Annotated in this window: 17 protein-coding genes and 1 other annotated feature; of the genes, 11 read left to right on the forward strand and 6 right to left on the reverse strand. The window is 55.6% G+C overall.

The window, feature by feature from the left end; all coding sequences use genetic code 11:
- Positions 1–1,050: 1,050 nt before the first annotated feature.
- The 3 genes from FN037_RS23845 to FN037_RS23855 all read right to left on the reverse strand — a co-directional run bounded on the left by FN037_RS23845 (position 1,051) and on the right by FN037_RS23855 (position 3,586).
- Positions 1,051–2,409 (reverse strand): APC family permease, encoded by a 1,359-nt coding sequence (locus tag FN037_RS23845; RefSeq protein WP_171034901.1) that lies wholly within the window; start codon positions 2,407–2,409, stop codon positions 1,051–1,053.
- Positions 2,399–2,461 (reverse strand): membrane protein YoeI, encoded by a 63-nt coding sequence (gene yoeI / locus FN037_RS24820; protein ID WP_138361761.1) that lies wholly within the window; start codon positions 2,459–2,461, stop codon positions 2,399–2,401. Before yoeI ends, FN037_RS23845 begins: the two co-directional genes overlap by 11 nt.
- A gap of 300 nt (positions 2,462–2,761) precedes the next feature.
- Positions 2,762–3,586 carry an SDR family oxidoreductase gene (locus FN037_RS23855; RefSeq protein WP_138361752.1) on the reverse strand — a complete coding sequence of 275 codons (825 nt, stop codon included), beginning with the start codon at positions 3,584–3,586 and terminating at the stop codon, positions 2,762–2,764.
- A gap of 175 nt (positions 3,587–3,761) precedes the next feature.
- On the opposite strand from FN037_RS23855, the gene hisL reads away from it, so the two are divergent.
- The 11 genes from hisL to FN037_RS23910 all read left to right on the forward strand — a co-directional run bounded on the left by hisL (position 3,762) and on the right by FN037_RS23910 (position 13,386).
- Complete coding sequence (gene hisL / locus FN037_RS23860) at positions 3,762–3,812, forward strand: his operon leader peptide (RefSeq protein ID WP_138361762.1); 51 nt, start codon at positions 3,762–3,764, stop codon at positions 3,810–3,812.
- Positions 3,788–3,909, forward strand: a sequence feature (His leader region). It overlaps the preceding gene by 25 nt.
- 48 nt (positions 3,910–3,957) lie before the next feature.
- Positions 3,958–4,857: an ATP phosphoribosyltransferase gene (hisG, locus tag FN037_RS23865; RefSeq protein ID WP_138361753.1), complete on the forward strand. Its 900-nt coding sequence runs from the start codon at positions 3,958–3,960 to the stop codon at positions 4,855–4,857.
- 39 nt (positions 4,858–4,896) lie between these two features.
- Positions 4,897–6,201, forward strand: a complete 1,305-nt coding sequence (gene hisD / locus FN037_RS23870; protein ID WP_138361754.1) for a histidinol dehydrogenase — start codon at positions 4,897–4,899, stop codon at positions 6,199–6,201.
- Positions 6,198–7,259 carry a histidinol-phosphate transaminase gene (hisC, locus tag FN037_RS23875; protein WP_142503300.1) on the forward strand — a complete coding sequence of 354 codons (1,062 nt, stop codon included), beginning with the start codon at positions 6,198–6,200 and terminating at the stop codon, positions 7,257–7,259. Before hisD ends, hisC begins: the two co-directional genes overlap by 4 nt.
- Positions 7,256–8,323: a bifunctional histidinol-phosphatase/imidazoleglycerol-phosphate dehydratase HisB gene (hisB, locus tag FN037_RS23880; RefSeq protein ID WP_142503301.1), complete on the forward strand. Its 1,068-nt coding sequence runs from the start codon at positions 7,256–7,258 to the stop codon at positions 8,321–8,323. The genes hisC and hisB overlap by 4 nt, the downstream gene beginning before the upstream one ends.
- Positions 8,323–8,913: an imidazole glycerol phosphate synthase subunit HisH gene (hisH, locus tag FN037_RS23885; protein ID WP_138361757.1), complete on the forward strand. Its 591-nt coding sequence runs from the start codon at positions 8,323–8,325 to the stop codon at positions 8,911–8,913. The genes hisB and hisH overlap by 1 nt, the downstream gene beginning before the upstream one ends.
- Positions 8,913–9,650, forward strand: coding sequence for a 1-(5-phosphoribosyl)-5-[(5-phosphoribosylamino)methylideneamino]imidazole-4-carboxamide isomerase (gene hisA / locus FN037_RS23890; protein ID WP_142503302.1), 738 nt, complete (start codon positions 8,913–8,915; stop codon positions 9,648–9,650). Before hisH ends, hisA begins: the two co-directional genes overlap by 1 nt.
- Positions 9,632–10,408 carry an imidazole glycerol phosphate synthase subunit HisF gene (hisF, locus tag FN037_RS23895; protein ID WP_138361759.1) on the forward strand — a complete coding sequence of 259 codons (777 nt, stop codon included), beginning with the start codon at positions 9,632–9,634 and terminating at the stop codon, positions 10,406–10,408. The genes hisA and hisF overlap by 19 nt, the downstream gene beginning before the upstream one ends.
- Positions 10,402–11,007 (forward strand): bifunctional phosphoribosyl-AMP cyclohydrolase/phosphoribosyl-ATP diphosphatase HisIE, encoded by a 606-nt coding sequence (gene hisIE / locus FN037_RS23900; RefSeq protein WP_142503303.1) that lies wholly within the window; start codon positions 10,402–10,404, stop codon positions 11,005–11,007. Before hisF ends, hisIE begins: the two co-directional genes overlap by 7 nt.
- A 797-nt stretch (positions 11,008–11,804) precedes the next feature.
- Positions 11,805–12,809, forward strand: coding sequence for an NAD-dependent epimerase (locus FN037_RS23905; RefSeq protein ID WP_142503304.1), 1,005 nt, complete (start codon positions 11,805–11,807; stop codon positions 12,807–12,809).
- A 454-nt stretch (positions 12,810–13,263) separates the two neighbouring features.
- The gene (locus FN037_RS23910; RefSeq protein WP_142503305.1) at positions 13,264–13,386 is read left to right on the forward strand and encodes a small membrane protein; all 123 of its coding nucleotides are present in this window, start codon (positions 13,264–13,266) and stop codon (positions 13,384–13,386) included.
- A gap of 567 nt (positions 13,387–13,953) precedes the next feature.
- Here the strand turns inward: FN037_RS23910 and ugd are convergent.
- From ugd to rfbD, 3 genes are all read right to left on the reverse strand, one after another.
- Positions 13,954–15,120, reverse strand: coding sequence for a UDP-glucose 6-dehydrogenase (gene ugd / locus FN037_RS23915; protein WP_138362877.1), 1,167 nt, complete (start codon positions 15,118–15,120; stop codon positions 13,954–13,956).
- A 442-nt stretch (positions 15,121–15,562) separates the two neighbouring features.
- Positions 15,563–16,117 (reverse strand): dTDP-4-dehydrorhamnose 3,5-epimerase, encoded by a 555-nt coding sequence (gene rfbC, locus FN037_RS23925; protein WP_142503306.1) that lies wholly within the window; start codon positions 16,115–16,117, stop codon positions 15,563–15,565.
- 15 nt (positions 16,118–16,132) lie between these two features.
- Complete coding sequence (gene rfbD, locus FN037_RS23930) at positions 16,133–17,023, reverse strand: dTDP-4-dehydrorhamnose reductase (protein ID WP_142503307.1); 891 nt, start codon at positions 17,021–17,023, stop codon at positions 16,133–16,135.
- Positions 17,024–17,042 lie beyond the last annotated feature (19 nt).

Below are 17,042 nucleotides of genomic sequence, written 5' to 3' on the forward strand. Positions count from 1 at the left end.
ACTGGCCGCCAGGACGGCGGCCAGAGGCTGAGTCGCGGCAAGGATGCCGCGTCTCAGCCGGTCCGCCAGATGAAGCCGGAGTGGAGCGGACCGCGCAGCGGCAGGTTTCCAGCGCAATGCCGGGGGTGCAGGGGGACGGGCGAAACGTCCCCCTGCCCGTTCACTCGCAAGGGTCAGAAAAACTATCTCCGTATTCACAGTGAACGGAACAGCCCACGGAACCAGAATGTGAAGCAGGTTTAAGCGTGATGCCGAATCTGTATGAAATTATTGTGCCCACATTTTTGCCGGGTGGCGGCTACGCCTTACCCGGCCTACTCACTGTCAGTCTTTCAGGTGAGGCAGATATTTTCCCCAGTTTTTATCATCTTCAGCGGCCAGACAGTTGCAGGTTTCCTGCGGGCTCACCGCCGGGGGGGTTGGGCGCATCAGGGAAACCTGGCGGGAACGCAGGCGCGCATCCAGGACTGGCCGCCAGGACGGCGGCCAGAGGGCGGGTCGAGACAGGGACGTCGAGTCCCGCCCGGTCCGCCAGATGAAGCCGGAGTGAAGCGGACCGCGCAGCGGCAGGTTTCCAGCGCAATGCCGGGGGTGCAGGGGGACGGGCGAAACGTCCCCCTGCCCGTTCACACGTAACGAACAGAAAAAATGACCGCGTACTGACAGTGAACGGAACAGCCCACTGAACCAGAATGTGGGGCGCTTGCACAGCACCACCAGGGAGATAACAGGCCTGTTTGCACTACCATGCCCGCATTCCTGTCAGGTGGCGGCTGGCGCCTTACCTGACCTGGAAACCCATAAATACCGGGCTCCCCGCCTTCAGGCGGCTGAGGACCTGTAGCCCCGGTAAGCGCAGCGCCACCGGGGGATAACAAGCCCATTTAGATATCATGCCCACATTTTTGCCGGGTGGCGACTACGCCTTACCCGGCCTACTCACTGAGGACCCGTAGCCCCGGCAAGAGCAGCGCCTCCGGGGAAAACCCCAAGAGCCAGAAACAAAAAAGCCGGAAGTTTCCCTCCGGCTTTTCTCATCACAAAAAGTGATTAAGCAACATCTTCGTACTGAGGCACCGGGTTACGGAAGCTTTTGGTCACGCAGGCCAGATACACCAGACCAATCGCCCCCCAAATCAGGCCGAGAATCATTGAACTCTCTTCCAGATTGATCCACAAAGCGCCCACCGTCAACGCGCCGCACACCGGCAGCACCAGGTAGTTGAAGTGGTCTTTCAGCGTCTTGTTGCGTTTTTCACGGATCCAGAACTGAGAAATCACCGACAGGTTAACAAAAGTGAACGCCACCAGCGCACCAAAGTTAATCAGCGCCGTCGCGGTAACCAGGTCAAAATTAATCGCCAGCAGCGCAATCGCGCCCACCAGCAGCACGTTCCATGCCGGGGTACGCCACTTCGGATGAACGTAACCAAAGAAACGGGTCGGGAACACGCCGTCGCGGCCCATAACGTACATCAGACGGGAAACGCCCGCGTGCGCGGCCATACCGGATGCCAGAACGGTGACGCTGGAAAAAATCAGCACGCCCCACTGGAAGGTTTTACCGGCAACATACAGCATGATTTCAGGCTGTGACGCATCCGGATCTTTAAAGCGAGAAATATCCGGGAAGTACAGCTGCAGGAAGTAGGACGCGCCGATAAAGATCAGGCCGCCAATCAGCGCGGTCAGGAAAATCGCCCGCGGGATCACGCGCTCTGCGTCTTTGGTCTCTTCCGACAGAGAAGAGATACCGTCAAAGCCGAGGAACGAGAAGCACAGAATCGTCGCACCGGTGATCATCGGCACCACGTGCGCGCCTTCGGACCAGAACGGACGGGTGCTGGTCAGCGTACCCGCGCCTTCGCCGTGCATCACACCGTGAATAATCAGGCCGACAATCACCGCGACGATCCCCAGTTGCAGGATCACGATCAGGGTGTTGAAGTTCGCCACGCTCTTGATGCTGCGCAGGTTGGAGATGGTCATAAAAGCCACCAGCGCGACAACAAAAATCCACGATGGAACAGAAGGCACCAGCGCTTCAAAGTAAATTTTCGCCAGCAGAATGTTGATCATCGGCATGAACAGATAGTCCAGCAGCGACGACCAGCCCACCATAAAGCCGACCGCCGGATTAATGGACTTCTGCGCGTAAGTATAGGCGGAACCGGCGGACGGAAAACGACGCACCAGTTTACCGTAGCTCAGTGCCGTAAAAAGGATAGCGATCAGCGCAAAGGCATACGCCGTGGCGACGTGACCGCCGGTCAAACCAGAGACGATACCAAACGTATCGAACAGCGTCATTGGCTGCATATAGGCGAGGCCCATCATTACAACCGGAATCAGCGTAAGCGTTTTACGTAATTCCACGCGAGAGGTCTTTGGAGTAGCGTTAAGCGACATAGTTATCCCCTTTTACGGTGAACGCCAGCGCGTAAGCAAAAAATAGCCCCATTTCTTTGTATTCCTCAGCGACAACGACTGTCGGTTTTTAGTAAATATCTATCCGGTACGAAGCCCGGCCTCTTGGTATTGAATGATGTATCTTTCAACCAAAAAAATAACCGACGCTTTAAAAAAGCGTCGGCCAGTTTCTGATTTTCAGGGCGCGTATTTTGCAACAACTTCCGGCACGATGACAAGACGTTACATGGCTAAATAGTTCATTGCCTTATTCAACAGCCTAATATTCATACGGTTTTATTATCGCCCGGCGAAAAAATCAGATTATGTTCACCAGGTTTCCTGACGCCCGTTACTCCATTGGCATCACCAGCGGATCGGGATATTGATATTCAAACCCCAGTTCGTTGCAAATACGGCTTCCGTCAACGATCTTGCCCGCGCCGTTCTGCGGATTATCGGCAAAAACCGGTGCCGGGAGCCCAAGCTCGCGGGCCATCTGCGGGTAAAAGATGCCGCGCGCCGGGTGCTTTGGCGCACAGATATTGTAGATGTGCCCGCCCTTCGGTGCCTGCAATAGCAGTTCAATCGCGGCAATCACATCCTGGAGATGCACCAGATTGACGCCCTGCTGACCATCCGGCGCGGATTTACCGGCAAAGAAGCGCCCCGGATGGCGGGAGGGCCCCACCAGACCGGCAAGGCGCAAAATATCCACCGACGTGCCGGGAAGATTATGCAGCCAGTCCTCCAGCTCTTTCAGCACTTTACCGCTGGCGGTTCGCGGGTTGCGCGGCGAATTCTCTTTCAGCGTCCCGCTGGCGTCGCCATATACCGAGGTCGAACTGGTAAAGATGATGCGCGGCACATGATAGGCCAGCGCGGTATCGACAATTTCCTGCACCGCCTGCAGGTAAAAATCCTCCCCCGGCCCGGTACGGCGCGCCGGTAAGGTAATGACCAGCGCATCAACGTTCATTAATGCATCCAGATCTTCGCTATCGCAGACCAGCTGCGGCTCCAGACGAAGCGGATAACTGTCGATGCCGCACATCCTCGCCGCTTCAACGCCATCCTGCGTTGTCTTACTCCCGGTAACCTGCCATCCGCGTGACATCAACGACAGCGCAAGCGGCATACCCAGCCATCCTAAACCCACGATTGCGACCTTTTTCATCCCCTCGCTCCTGACTTTTCGCTGTGCTGACTTAAGGCTACGCCAGCCAGCGGCAACTGACAATTTCTTCAGTGAATATGAAATGAATTAATGATAGAAAAAAGCCCTTGCTTTATGCCGCTCAAGTGGTTTAGGTTAAAAGGCATCAAATGCATAGCCATTCGCAGAGAATTTTATGAACAGCGTTCAATTTAACAACCACCATCATCACCATCATCCTGACTAGTCTTTCAGGCGATGTGTGCTGGAAGACGTTTGGATCTTCCAGTGGTGCATGAACGCAATGAGAGCCCCCGGAAGATTCACTTCCGGGGGCTTTTTTTTAGACGTAATTTAGACAAATTCAGACAGGTATACAGAGGAAAACAAGCATGTCAGACAACAGCCGTTTACGCATAGCTATTCAGAAATCGGGGCGTTTAAGCGAAGATTCACGCGAATTACTCAGCCGCTGCGGCATCAAAGTGAACTTGCACACCCAGCGCCTGATTGCGCTGGCGGAAAATATGCCGATCGATATTCTGCGCGTGCGTGATGACGATATCCCCGGCCTGATCATGGACGGCGTGGTGGATTTGGGGATTATCGGCGAAAACGTGCTGGAAGAAGAGCTGCTGAGCCGTCGCGCCCAGGGAGAAGATCCGCGCTACTTCACCCTGCGCCGTCTCGACTTCGGCGGCTGCCGCCTGTCGCTGGCCACCCCGGTAGACGAAAGCTGGAACGGCCCGGCGGCGCTGGACGGTAAACGCATCGCCACCTCCTACCCGCACCTGCTGAAGCGTTACCTCGACCAGAAAGGAATTTCGTTTAAATCCTGTCTGCTGAACGGTTCTGTTGAAGTTGCCCCACGCGCCGGTCTGGCCGACGCGATTTGCGACCTGGTTTCCACCGGCGCGACCCTTGAAGCGAACGGCCTGCGCGAAGTGGAAGTGATGTTCCGCTCCAAAGCCTGCCTGATTCAGCGCGACGGTGAAATGGAGGATGCCAAACAGCAACTGATTGACCGCCTGCTGACCCGTATTCAGGGCGTGATTCAGGCCCGCGAATCGAAATACATCATGATGCACGCGCCAACCGAGCGCCTGGAAGAAGTGATCGCCCTGCTGCCGGGCGCCGAGCGTCCGACCATTCTGCCGCTGGCCGGCGACAAACAGCGCGTGGCGATGCACATGGTAAGCAGCGAAACGCTGTTCTGGGAAACCATGGAAAAACTGAAAGTGCTGGGCGCCAGCTCCATTCTGGTGCTGCCGATTGAGAAGATGATGGAGTAATCCGGCGGGTCGGTCACAGGACAAACAGGGGAAACAATCATGAGCTTCAACACAATCATCGACTGGAACGGCTGTAGCGCAGAACAACAACAGCAACTCTTAATGCGCCCGGCGATTTCCGCTTCCGCCAGCATCAGCAGAACGGTGGCGGAGATCCTGAATAATGTTAAAGACAACGGCGATGCGGCGCTGCGTGAATACAGCGCGAAATTCGATAAAACCGACGTTAAGGCGCTGAAAGTCAGCGAAGAAGAGATCGCCGCCGCCGCTGCGCGCCTGAGCGATGAGCTCAAGCAGGCGATGGCGGTGGCGGTGAAAAATATCGAAACCTTCCATAATGCGCAGAAACTGCAGGCCGTTGACGTGGAGACCCTGCCCGGCGTGCGCTGCCAGCAGGTGACCCGCCCTATCGCCTCCGTCGGCTTATATATTCCCGGCGGTTCGGCGCCGCTGTTCTCGACGGTGCTGATGCTGGCGACGCCAGCGCGCATCGCGGGCTGCCAGCAGGTGGTGTTGTGCTCGCCGCCGCCGATCGCCGATGAAATCCTCTACGCCGCCCAGCTCTGCGGCGTGCGCAATATCTTTAACGTCGGCGGCGCGCAGGCCATTGCCGCGATGGCCTTCGGCACCGAGTCGGTGGCGAAAGTGGATAAAATCTTTGGCCCGGGCAACGCCTTTGTCACCGAAGCGAAACGCCAGGTGAGCCAGCGTCTTGACGGCGCGGCGATTGACATGCCCGCCGGGCCGTCGGAAGTGCTGGTGATCGCCGACAGCGGCGCCACCCCGGACTTCGTCGCCTCGGATCTGCTTTCCCAGGCGGAGCACGGCCCGGATTCGCAGGTGATCCTCCTGACGCCGGATGCCGCAATGGGCACGCGCGTCGCACAAGCGGTGGAACGCCAGCTGGCGGCCCTGCCGCGCGCGGAAACCGCCCGTGGAGCGCTCTCCGCCAGCCGGATCATCGTGGCCCGCGATCTTGCGCAGTGCGTGGCGATCTCCAATCAGTATGGCCCGGAGCACCTGATTATTCAGACCCGCAACGCCCGGGAACTGGTCAGCAACATCACCAGCGCCGGTTCGGTGTTCCTCGGCGACTGGTCGCCGGAGTCCGCTGGCGATTACGCCTCCGGCACCAACCACGTGCTGCCGACCTACGGTTACACCGCCACCTGCTCCAGCCTCGGCCTGGCGGATTTCCAGAAACGCATGACCGTACAGGAACTGTCGCGGGAAGGGTTTGCCGCCCTCGCGTCCACCATTGAAGTTCTGGCCGCCGCCGAGCGCCTTGACGCCCACAAAAACGCCGTTACGCTGCGCGTCGCAGCCCTTAAGGAGCAAGCATGAGCATCGAAGATTTAGCCCGCGCCAACGTTCGCGCCCTGACGCCCTATCAGTCTGCTCGCCGCCTGGGCGGTAAAGGCGACGTCTGGCTGAACGCCAATGAATTCCCGACGGCGGTCGAGTTCCAGTTAACCGCGCAGACGCTGAACCGCTACCCGGAACCGCAGCCGAAAGCGGTGATTGAACGCTATGCGCAGTATGCGGGGGTGAAGCCGGAGCAGGTGCTGGTCAGCCGCGGCGCCGATGAAGGTATCGAACTGCTGATCCGCGCCTTCTGCGAGCCGGGCCAGGACACGGTGCTCTACTGCCCGCCGACCTACGGCATGTACAGCGTCAGCGCCGAAACCATCGGCGTTACCTGCCGCACGGTGCCGACCCTCGCCGACTGGCAGCTCGATCTGCCGGGCATCGCGGCGAATCTCGACGGCGTGAAGGTGATTTTCGTCTGTAGCCCGAATAACCCGACCGGGCAGATCATCAACCCGCAAGATTTCCGCACTCTGCTGGAAATGGCGCGCGGGAAAGCCATCGTGGTGGCGGATGAAGCCTATATTGAATTCTGCCCGCAGGCGACGCTGGCGGGCTGGCTGAACGAGTACCCGCACCTGGTGGTGCTGCGCACGCTGTCGAAAGCCTTTGCCCTCGCGGGCCTGCGCTGCGGCTTTACCCTGGCCAACGCGGAAGTGATTAACGTGCTGCTGAAGGTTATCGCCCCTTACCCGCTCTCGACGCCGGTCGCCGATATTGCCGCCCAGGCGCTCAGCGTGGAAGGGATCGCCGCCATGCGGGCGCGGGTGGCGCAGATCCTCAGCGAGCGCGACTATCTGGTCAGCCAGCTACGCGACATCGCCTGCGTTGAAGAGGTGTTCGATTCCGAAGCCAACTACGTTCTGGTGCGGATCACCGCCTCCAGCGCGGTATTTAAATCTTTGTGGGATCAGGGCATTATCTTACGTGACCAGAATAAACAACCGTCATTAAGCGGCTGTTTGCGTATCACTATCGGTACCCGTGCAGAGAGCCAGCGCGTAATTGACGCTTTGAATGCGGAGAATGTATGACTCAGAAGTTTCTCTTTATTGACCGTGACGGCACGCTGATTGCCGAGCCGCCGGTTGATTTTCAGGTAGACCGCTTTGATAAGCTGGCCTTTGAGCCGCAGGTGATCCCGGCCCTGCTGAAGCTGCAGCAGGAAGGCTATAAGCTGGTGATGATCACCAATCAGGACGGTCTGGGAACCGCCAGCCTGCCGCAGGACGAGTTCGACGGCCCGCACAATCTGATGATGCAGATTTTCTCCTCGCAGGGCGTTAACTTCGAGGAGGTGCTGATTTGCCCGCACCTTCCGGCTGATAACTGCGACTGCCGCAAGCCGAAAACCCGGCTGGTGCTGCCGTGGCTGGAACAGGGCGTTATGGATACCGCACACAGCTACGTGATTGGCGACCGCGCCACCGATATCCAGCTGGCGGACAATATGGGCATCGCGGGCCTGCGCTATGACCGTGAAAAGCTGGACTGGCCGGCCATTTGCGAACAGCTGACCCGCCGCGACCGCTACGCCCACGTGGAGCGCAACACCAAAGAGACGCAGGTTGACGTCAAAGTGTGGCTGGACCGCGAAGGCGGCAGCAAAATCTCCACCGGCGTCGGCTTCTTCGATCATATGCTCGACCAAATCGCCACTCACGGCGGCTTCCGAATGGAAATTAAGGTCGGCGGCGATCTCTATATCGACGATCACCACACCGTGGAAGATACCGGCCTTGCGCTGGGCGAAGCGCTGAAGCTGGCGCTGGGCGACAAGCGTGGCATTGGCCGTTTCGGCTTTGTGCTGCCGATGGATGAGTGCCTGGCCCGCTGCGCGCTGGATATCTCCGGTCGCCCGCATCTTGAATATAAAGCCGAGTTTAGCTATCAGCGCGTTGGCGATCTGAGCACCGAAATGGTCGAGCACTTCTTCCGCTCGCTCTCCTACACCATGGCGGTCACGCTGCACCTGAAAACCAAGGGCAAAAACGACCATCACCGCGTGGAGAGCCTGTTTAAAGCCTTTGGCCGCACCCTGCGCCAGGCGATTCGCGTCCAGGGCGATACGCTGCCGTCTTCAAAAGGGGTACTGTGATGAACGTGGTGATCCTCGATACCGGCTGCGCCAACCTCAATTCGGTGAAATCGGCGGTGAGCCGCCACGGCTATACGCCAGTGGTCAGCCGCGACCCGGATGTGGTGCTGCGCGCCGATAAACTGTTTCTCCCTGGCGTCGGCACCGCGCAGGCGGCGATGGACCAGCTGCGTGAGCGCGAATTAATCGAACTGATCAAGGCCTGTACCCAGCCGGTGCTGGGCATTTGCCTTGGCATGCAACTGCTGGGCAAGCGCAGCGAAGAGAATAACGGCGTCGATTTGCTGGGCATCATCGATCAGGATGTGCCGAAAATGCACGACCACGGCCTGCCGCTGCCGCATATGGGCTGGAACCGGGTGTCCGCCAAAGCCGGGGATCGCCTGTTTCGCGGCATTGAAGACGGGGCTTATTTCTATTTTGTCCATAGCTACGCGATGCCGGTGAATCCTTATACCATCGCCCAGTGCAACTATGGCGAGCCGTTTACCGCCGCGGTGCAAAAAGATAACTTTTTTGGCGTCCAGTTCCACCCTGAACGCTCCGGCAGCGCCGGGGCGCAGCTGCTGAAAAACTTCCTGGAGATGTGATGATCATTCCTGCTTTAGATTTAATTGACGGCACGGTTGTCCGTCTCCATCAGGGCGATTACGGCCAGCAGCGCGACTACGGCAACGATCCGCTGCCGCGCCTGCAAGCCTATGCCGCGCAGGGGGCTGAAGTCCTGCATCTGGTGGACCTGACCGGCGCGAAAGATCCGGCGAAGCGCCAGATCCCGCTGCTGAAAACGCTGGTTGCCGGTGTCGATGTGCCGGTACAGGTCGGCGGCGGCGTACGCAGCGAGGAAGATGTGGCCACCCTGCTCGATGCGGGCGTGGCGCGGGTGGTGGTCGGTTCAACGGCGGTGAAATCCCCGGACGTGGTGAAAGGCTGGTTTAACCGTTTTGGCCCGCAGCATCTGGTGCTGGCGCTCGACGTGCGCATTGACGCCGCAGGCACTAAGCAGGTGGCGGTCAGCGGCTGGCAGGAGAACTCCGGGGTGACGCTGGAGGAACTGGTGGAGAGCTATCAGTCAGTGGGCCTGCAGCATGTGCTGTGCACCGATATTTCCCGCGACGGAACGCTGGCGGGCTCTAACGTCTCGCTGTATGAAGAAGTCTGCGCCCGTTATCCGCAGGTGGCGTTTCAGTCCTCCGGCGGCATCGGCGATCTTAATGATATCGCCGCCCTGCGCGGCACCGGCGTGCGCGGGGTGATTGTCGGCCGCGCGCTGCTGGAAGGTAAATTCAACGTAACGGAGGCCATTCAATGCTGGCAAAACGGATAATCCCCTGTCTCGACGTTCGCGACGGCCAGGTAGTGAAAGGCGTGCAGTTCCGTAATCACGAGATCATCGGCGATATCGTTCCGCTGGCAAAACGCTATGCCGACGAGGGCGCGGATGAGCTGGTGTTCTACGATATCACCGCCTCCAGCGATGGCCGCGTGGTGGACAAAAGCTGGGTATCGCGGGTGGCGGAAGTGATCGACATTCCTTTCTGCGTGGCGGGCGGCATTAAGTCGCTGGAAGAGGCGGCGCAGATCCTCTCTTTCGGCGCGGATAAAATTTCCATCAACTCCCCTGCTCTGGCGGACCCGACGCTGATTACGCGTCTGGCGGACCGTTTCGGCGTGCAGTGCATTGTGGTGGGTATCGATACCTGGTTTGACGCCGACAGCGGTAAGTATCACGTCAATCAGTATACCGGCGATGAAAGCCGCACGCGCGTGACCCAGTGGGAAACGCTGGACTGGGTGCAGGAAGTACAGAAGCGCGGGGCCGGAGAGATTGTCCTTAATATGATGAATCAGGACGGCGTGCGTAACGGCTACGATCTGCAGCAATTAAGCAAAGTGCGCGCCGTATGCCATGTGCCGCTGATAGCTTCCGGCGGCGCGGGCACCATGGAACACTTCCTGGAGGCTTTCCGCGACGCCAACGTCGACGGCGCGCTGGCGGCTTCGGTGTTCCATAAGCAAATTATTAATATTGGTGAACTGAAAACGTACCTGGCAGCACAGGGCGTGGAGATTAGGGTATGTTAACTGAACAACTGGACTGGCAAAAAACCGACGGCCTGATGCCGGTCATCGTGCAGCACGCCATTTCCGGGGAAGTGCTGATGCTGGGCTATATGAACCAGGAGGCGCTGGCAAAAACCGAAGAAACCGGCAAAGTGACCTTTTATTCGCGGACCAAACAGCGTCTGTGGACCAAAGGCGAGACGTCCGGTAATTTCCTCAACGTGGTGAGCATCACCCCGGATTGCGATAACGATACCCTGCTGGTGCTGGTCAATCCCATTGGCCCGACCTGCCATAAAGGCACTTCCAGCTGCTTCGCGGAAACCGGCCATCAGTGGCTGTTCCTTTATCAACTGGAGCAACTGCTGGCGGAACGCAAACACGCCGATCCGGCGAGCTCCTATACCGCCAAGCTGTACGCCAGCGGCACCAAGCGTATTGCGCAGAAGGTAGGCGAGGAAGGCGTGGAGACCGCGCTGGCGGCAACGGTGCATGACCAGTTCGAGCTGAAAAATGAAGCCTCGGATTTGATGTATCACCTGCTGGTGCTGCTACAGGATCAGGGACTGAGCCTGACGGATGTGGTGGAGAATTTGCGTAGCAGGCACACTAAAGCCTGATGATGACAGGGAGGCCCGGCGCCTCCCTTTGTTTTTGCCGTTGTGTTGATTGTATTGATTGTATTGAAATTCCAGGCCGGGTCAGGCGTCAGCCGCCACCCGGCGTAAATGCAGGCACAGTTGCTGATACAGATTCGCCTCCACGCTCAAACCCGCCAACCCACTTCACACTGCTGACACCGCGCGTTGTTCCGGGATCGCCCGGCGGCGCTGCGCCTGCGCGTGCCTGCGTCGCCGAATGCTGAAGGTCGTGTAGGCCGGGTCAGGCGTCAGCCGCCACCCGGCGTAAATGCGGGCACAGTTGCTGATACAGATTCGCCTCCACGTTCAAACCCACCAACCCACTTCACACTGCTGACAATGGGCGTTGTTCCTGAATCGCCCGGCGGCGCTGCGCCTGCGCGGCCTTGCGTCGCCGAATGCTGAAGGTCGTGTAGGCCGGGTCAGGCGTCTGCCGCCACCCGGCAAAAATGCGGGCACAGTTGCTGATGCAGACTCACCTCCACGCTCAAACGCACTAACCCATTTCACAGCGTTGTTCCGGGATCGCCCGCCTGCGCGGGCCTGCGTCGCCGAATGCTGAAGGTCGTGTAGGCCGGGTAAGGCGTCAGCCGCCACCCGGCAAAAATGCGGGCACAATCGCTGATACAGATTCACCTCCACGCTCAAACGCGCCCCGGCCATGCTTTTATGCAGGCGCGATCCCCGCGCAATGGTAAAGCAGGTGATCCACACAGCAAGCCAGTGTAAAATCAATCATTATATAATGCGGGACACAGCGAGCCCGGAGGATAAATATGAAGTTTTTAGTGACTGGAGCCGCAGGATTTATCGGCTTTCATGCTTGTAAACGCCTGCTTGAGGCAGGTCATGACGTCGTCGGCATCGACAATATGAACGACTACTACGATGTCAATCTTAAACAGGCCCGCCTGGATTTGCTGCAATCCCCCCAGTTCCGCTTTCACAAAATCGATCTGGCGGATCGTGAAGGAATTGCCCGGCTTTTTGCCCAGGAGCAATTCAACCGGGTGATCCATCTTGCCGCCCAGGCTGGCGTCCGTTACTCCCTGGAAAATCCCTTTGCTTACGCCGACGCTAACCTGATCGGTTACCTGAATATTCTCGAAGGCTGCCGCCATAATAAAGTCGGGCACCTGCTCTATGCTTCATCCAGTTCCGTCTATGGCTTAAACCGCAAAATGCCCTTCTCCACCGACGACTCGGTTGACCACCCGGTTTCGCTGTATGCCGCCACCAAAAAAGCCAATGAACTGATGGCGCATACCTACTCTCACCTGTACGGTATCCCGACCACCGGACTGCGGTTCTTTACCGTCTATGGCCCGTGGGGGCGCCCGGACATGGCGCTGTTCAAGTTCACTAAAGCGATGCTGGAAGGAAAAAGCATTGACGTCTACAACTACGGCAAGATGAAGCGCGACTTCACCTATATCGACGATATCGTTGAGGCGATTGTGCGGATGCAGGATATTATCCCGCAGCCGAACCCTGAGTGGACCGTTGAAACAGGATCTCCTGCAGACAGCTCCGCGCCCTACCGCGTGTATAACATCGGTAACAGCTCGCCTGTTGAACTGATGGACTACATCACTGCCCTGGAAGAGGCGCTGGGGATGGTCGCGGAGAAGAATATGATGCCAATCCAGCCCGGCGATGTGCTGGAAACCAGCGCCGATACCAAACCGCTGTATGATATGGTGGGATTCAGGCCGCAAACGACCGTCAAACAGGGCGTGAAAAATTTCGTGGACTGGTATAAAGCCTATTACAAAGCCTAATCGCGATTGCCAGATCGCTCATGATAAACCGCAGTGCAAGCACTGCGGTTGTCTATTCTGCGATGGTTGCCAGAAGTTCTGTATCAGGCGTAGCGCGGTTATGGATAACTTTTTCAGCCATCACAACGACAAAAAGCGCAACTTGTTAACAAAACAACAACAATTCATACCAGAAAGCATCATTTGTACATTTTTTCATCTAATTTTTTATGGAGTATTATTCCACAAAAACAACAAATTTTAGATGATATTACCATAATCATAATAAAATCCACAAATACAACCCAGAAAATAACTCAATAGAAGAATATTTATATATTTCCTTACATAAAAACAAATCTAGGAAATTTCTTAAACCCAGGGTATGTTAAACATGTAGTTCATATTGTTGTCGATGCAGTATTCACTCACGAGCGAATGGATTTATACCATCACTTTCTCTGGGGGACGAATTATGGCAAACGTAATTTTCCTGATCGTCGCTGCTATTCTGTTGATCATTTCTATTTTTTCGCTGGTTTCTTATATCAGGGATCAACGAAAGAACAAATTAACGTTTAATAAGCATAAGTGGTAAAAAGAAAGAACTTAATATAATTAATTGTATTAATAGCTATTTGCGGCAAGAAAATTAACACGCCTTTCGGTTAACGTTGAATGGCCTTATGATTAGCCAATAAAAAATGATAAGAAATTTTTAGCACGGATCTGGTATTAATATTTTCTTCGTATGACGACATAACTGATCTTTTCATCGACCATACGAGTCTGCACAGAAACACTCCCGCACAGGCCGTTCAGTGTAAGCCAGCGCGAATCTCATGGCACTGACGGTCTCTTCCCCTGGGCGGCTTCAGAAATAACAAAAGCCTGCAAGCAGGCTTTGTCTTACCTTCCGGCGCTTATTTCCAGCGTCCACATCTCAGTGACGGTAGCTCTTCACAAGGTGGATTTAACATATCCGACCTGAATGATTAGGACAAGATGCGCAATTCAGGAATTTAATCGGAGTCACATTTTTATGCGGAGAGAACGGAAAGGAAGCTCGGGAAGATTTGCAGGATGAATAGTTGGACAGAGTTCAGGCGGGTGATGGTTGAAGAGAAGGTCTGGCCGGGAGCAACGCCCCCGGCCAGAGAAAAGATCAGTCACTGCCAAACAAATCGCGGGTATAGACTTTATCAGCCACGTCGGCCAGCTCATCCGCCATACGGTTAGAGACAATCACGTCAGCCTCTTGTTTGAAAGCGTCAAAATCACGCACAACGCGGGAATTGAAAAACTCATCTTCCTGCATCACCGGCTCATAAATAATGACCGGGATCCCCTTGGCCTTGATGCGCTTCATAATCCCCTGAATAGAGGAGGCTCGGAAGTTATCTGAGCCGCTCTTCATTATCAGGCGATAAATCCCGACAACTTTAGGCTTACGTGCCAGGATAGAGTCGGCGACAAAATCTTTGCGCGTGCGGTTAGCATCGACGATCGCGCCAATGATGTTATTCGGCACAGAGGCATAGTTCGCCAGCAGTTGCTTGGTATCTTTCGGCAGGCAGTAGCCGCCGTAGCCAAAGGAGGGGTTGTTGTAGTGATTGCCGATACGCGGATCGAGGCATACCCCTTCAATGATCTGTTTGCTGTTCAGCCCATTGCTCTCTGCATAGCTATCCAGCTCATTAAAGTACGCTACGCGCAGGGCCAGATAGGTGTTGGCAAAGAGCTTAATGGCTTCGGCTTCCGTCGAGTCAGTAAACAGCGTCGGGATATCCTGCTTGATTGCCCCCTCTTTCAGCAGACTGGCAAAACGTTCCGCGCGTTCTGAGCGCTCACCAATCACGATACGGGATGGATGCAGGTTGTCATACAACGCACGACCTTCACGCAGGAATTCCGGCGAGAAAATAACGTTATCAATACCAAGGCGCTCTTTAATCTCACGCGTGAAGCCAACAGGAATGGTTGATTTGATAATCATTACCGCGTTGGGGTTAATCTCCGTGACATCGCGAATAACGGCTTCAACGGTCGAGGTATTGAAGTAGTTAGTTTTCGGATCGTAATCAGTCGGCGTGGCGATAATGACATAATCCGCATTACGATATGCATCATGCTTGTCCGTTGTCGCACGAAAATTCAACGGTTTTTCCGCCAGATATTCCTGAATTTCTTTATCGACAATCGGGGAAATCTTTTGGTTAATCATATCCACTTTGGACTGAACGATATCCAGCGCAACCACTTCGTGGTTTTGCGCAATCAGGATGCCGTTCGACAAACCAACATAGCCGGTACCGGAAATTGTTATTTTCATTCGATCACACTTTAATCAGTTAACTGGATGGCGGCTTATTAGCCGCTAATTAAACAAAACTGTGGATGTTTCTACTCTCAGGAAGAATGTAAGTCAAGCCAGGTTGACCAGGGAATAAAAGTATTGACCAGATGTTTAAATACTGGCCTGGTTTATAAAGAACCTGACCAGTATTTATACCCGTCATACTTCAGGTTGCTTATGTGTTGGCTTCGCTCATTCAGCCCAGTCACATAGCTATTAATGCTCCTGGGGGACTCACTCCTTTGCAGCCTTTAAGCAACTCGAATTATTTCGGGTATATACCCGTCATACTTCAAGTTGCATGTGCGTTGGCTTTCCTCGTTCACCCCAGTCACGTACTGGAGTACGCTCCCGGGGATTCACTGCGTCGCCGCCTTCCTGCAACTCGAATTATTTCGGGTATAGATATATTTAGACGCTATTTATAGACTTCTGCAGTTTCTAAAGTATGCGCCTGCAAATCCTTGTCAGACAAAGAGAGCGAACAACCGGAAAGCTCAGGCCACTGGATGTTGATCTGTGGGTCATTCCAGATGATGCTACGCTCGGACTGCGGTGCATAGTAGTTAGTCGCTTTATATACAAACTGCACCGTTTCACTCAGCGCCACAAAACCGTGAGCAAACCCTTCCGGGATCCACAGCTGACGCTTGTTCTCCGCACTCAGTACCGCCCCAACCCACTTACCAAACGTCGGTGATGAACGGCGGATATCAACGGCTACGTCAAAAACCTCACCTTCGATGCAGCGCACCAGTTTCCCCTGTGCATGTGGATCAAGCTGGTAGTGCAGACCACGCAGGACGCCTTTCTGCGACTGGGAGTGGTTATCCTGCACAAACTCCACTTTCCGTCCGACGGCTTCATCAAACACTTTGCTGCTGAAGCTTTCGAAGAAAAAACCTCGCGCATCGCCAAACACACGTGGCTCAAAAATCAGTACTTCAGGGATCTCTGTCTTAATAATATTCATGTCTTGCCTGCCCGTTTACTTGCCAAGAACTTCTGTTACCACACGCGCTACACCCTGACGCCAGTCCGGCAGCGTTACGCCAAATACCCGCTGGAATTTATCATTCGACAACCGTGAGTTCAGCGGGCGTTTTGCCGGTGTCGGGTAGGCCGTGGTCGGAATACCGCTGACCTCTTTAATCGCCAGTTCCGTTCCCTGCGCACGCGCCACATCAAAGACAAATTTGGCGTATTCAAACCAGTTGGTTTCACCGCTGGCCACCAGATGATAGGTCCCGGCTACCGCGCGATTACGCTGCTCTTCACGAATGGCTATCGCCGTGCAGTCCGCCAGCAGCTCCGCGCCGGTTGGCGCACCGTGCTGATCGTTAATAATCGACAGCGACTCTTTCTCTCCCGCCAGGCGCAGCATGGTTTTGGCGAAGTTGGCCCCGCGAGTAGCATACACCCAGCTGGTACGGAAAATCAGATGTCGCGGATTGCCTTGCTCCAGCGCTATCTCCCCTGCTCGCTTGGTTTCACCGTACACGTTCAGCGGCCCTGTAGCCTCATCTTCCTGGCGGTAATGGCTACCCTGACCGTCGAACACATAGTCCGTTGAGTAGTGGACCATCAACGCACCAAGTTTCGCCGACTCAGCCGCCAGCACAGCGACCCCCTTGTCATTAAGCAGATCGGACAGTTCCCGCTCGCTTTCCGCTTTATCCACCGCGGTATGCGCCGCGGCGTTTACTACTACATCCGGTTTTACCGTACGAACCGTCTGTGCAATCCCTTCCAGGTTTGTCAGATCGCCGCATAACTCTTTATCAAAAAAGTCCACAGCCACGACTTCACCTAACGTGGACAGTGCGCGCTGCAGCTCCCAGCCAACCTGACCATTCTTACCAATCAGTAAAATTTTCATACGTTAATACCCTGTTGAT

Source organism: Klebsiella sp. 2680 (assembly GCF_900198535.1).
Classification (GTDB): domain Bacteria; phylum Pseudomonadota; class Gammaproteobacteria; order Enterobacterales; family Enterobacteriaceae; genus Klebsiella; species Klebsiella indica.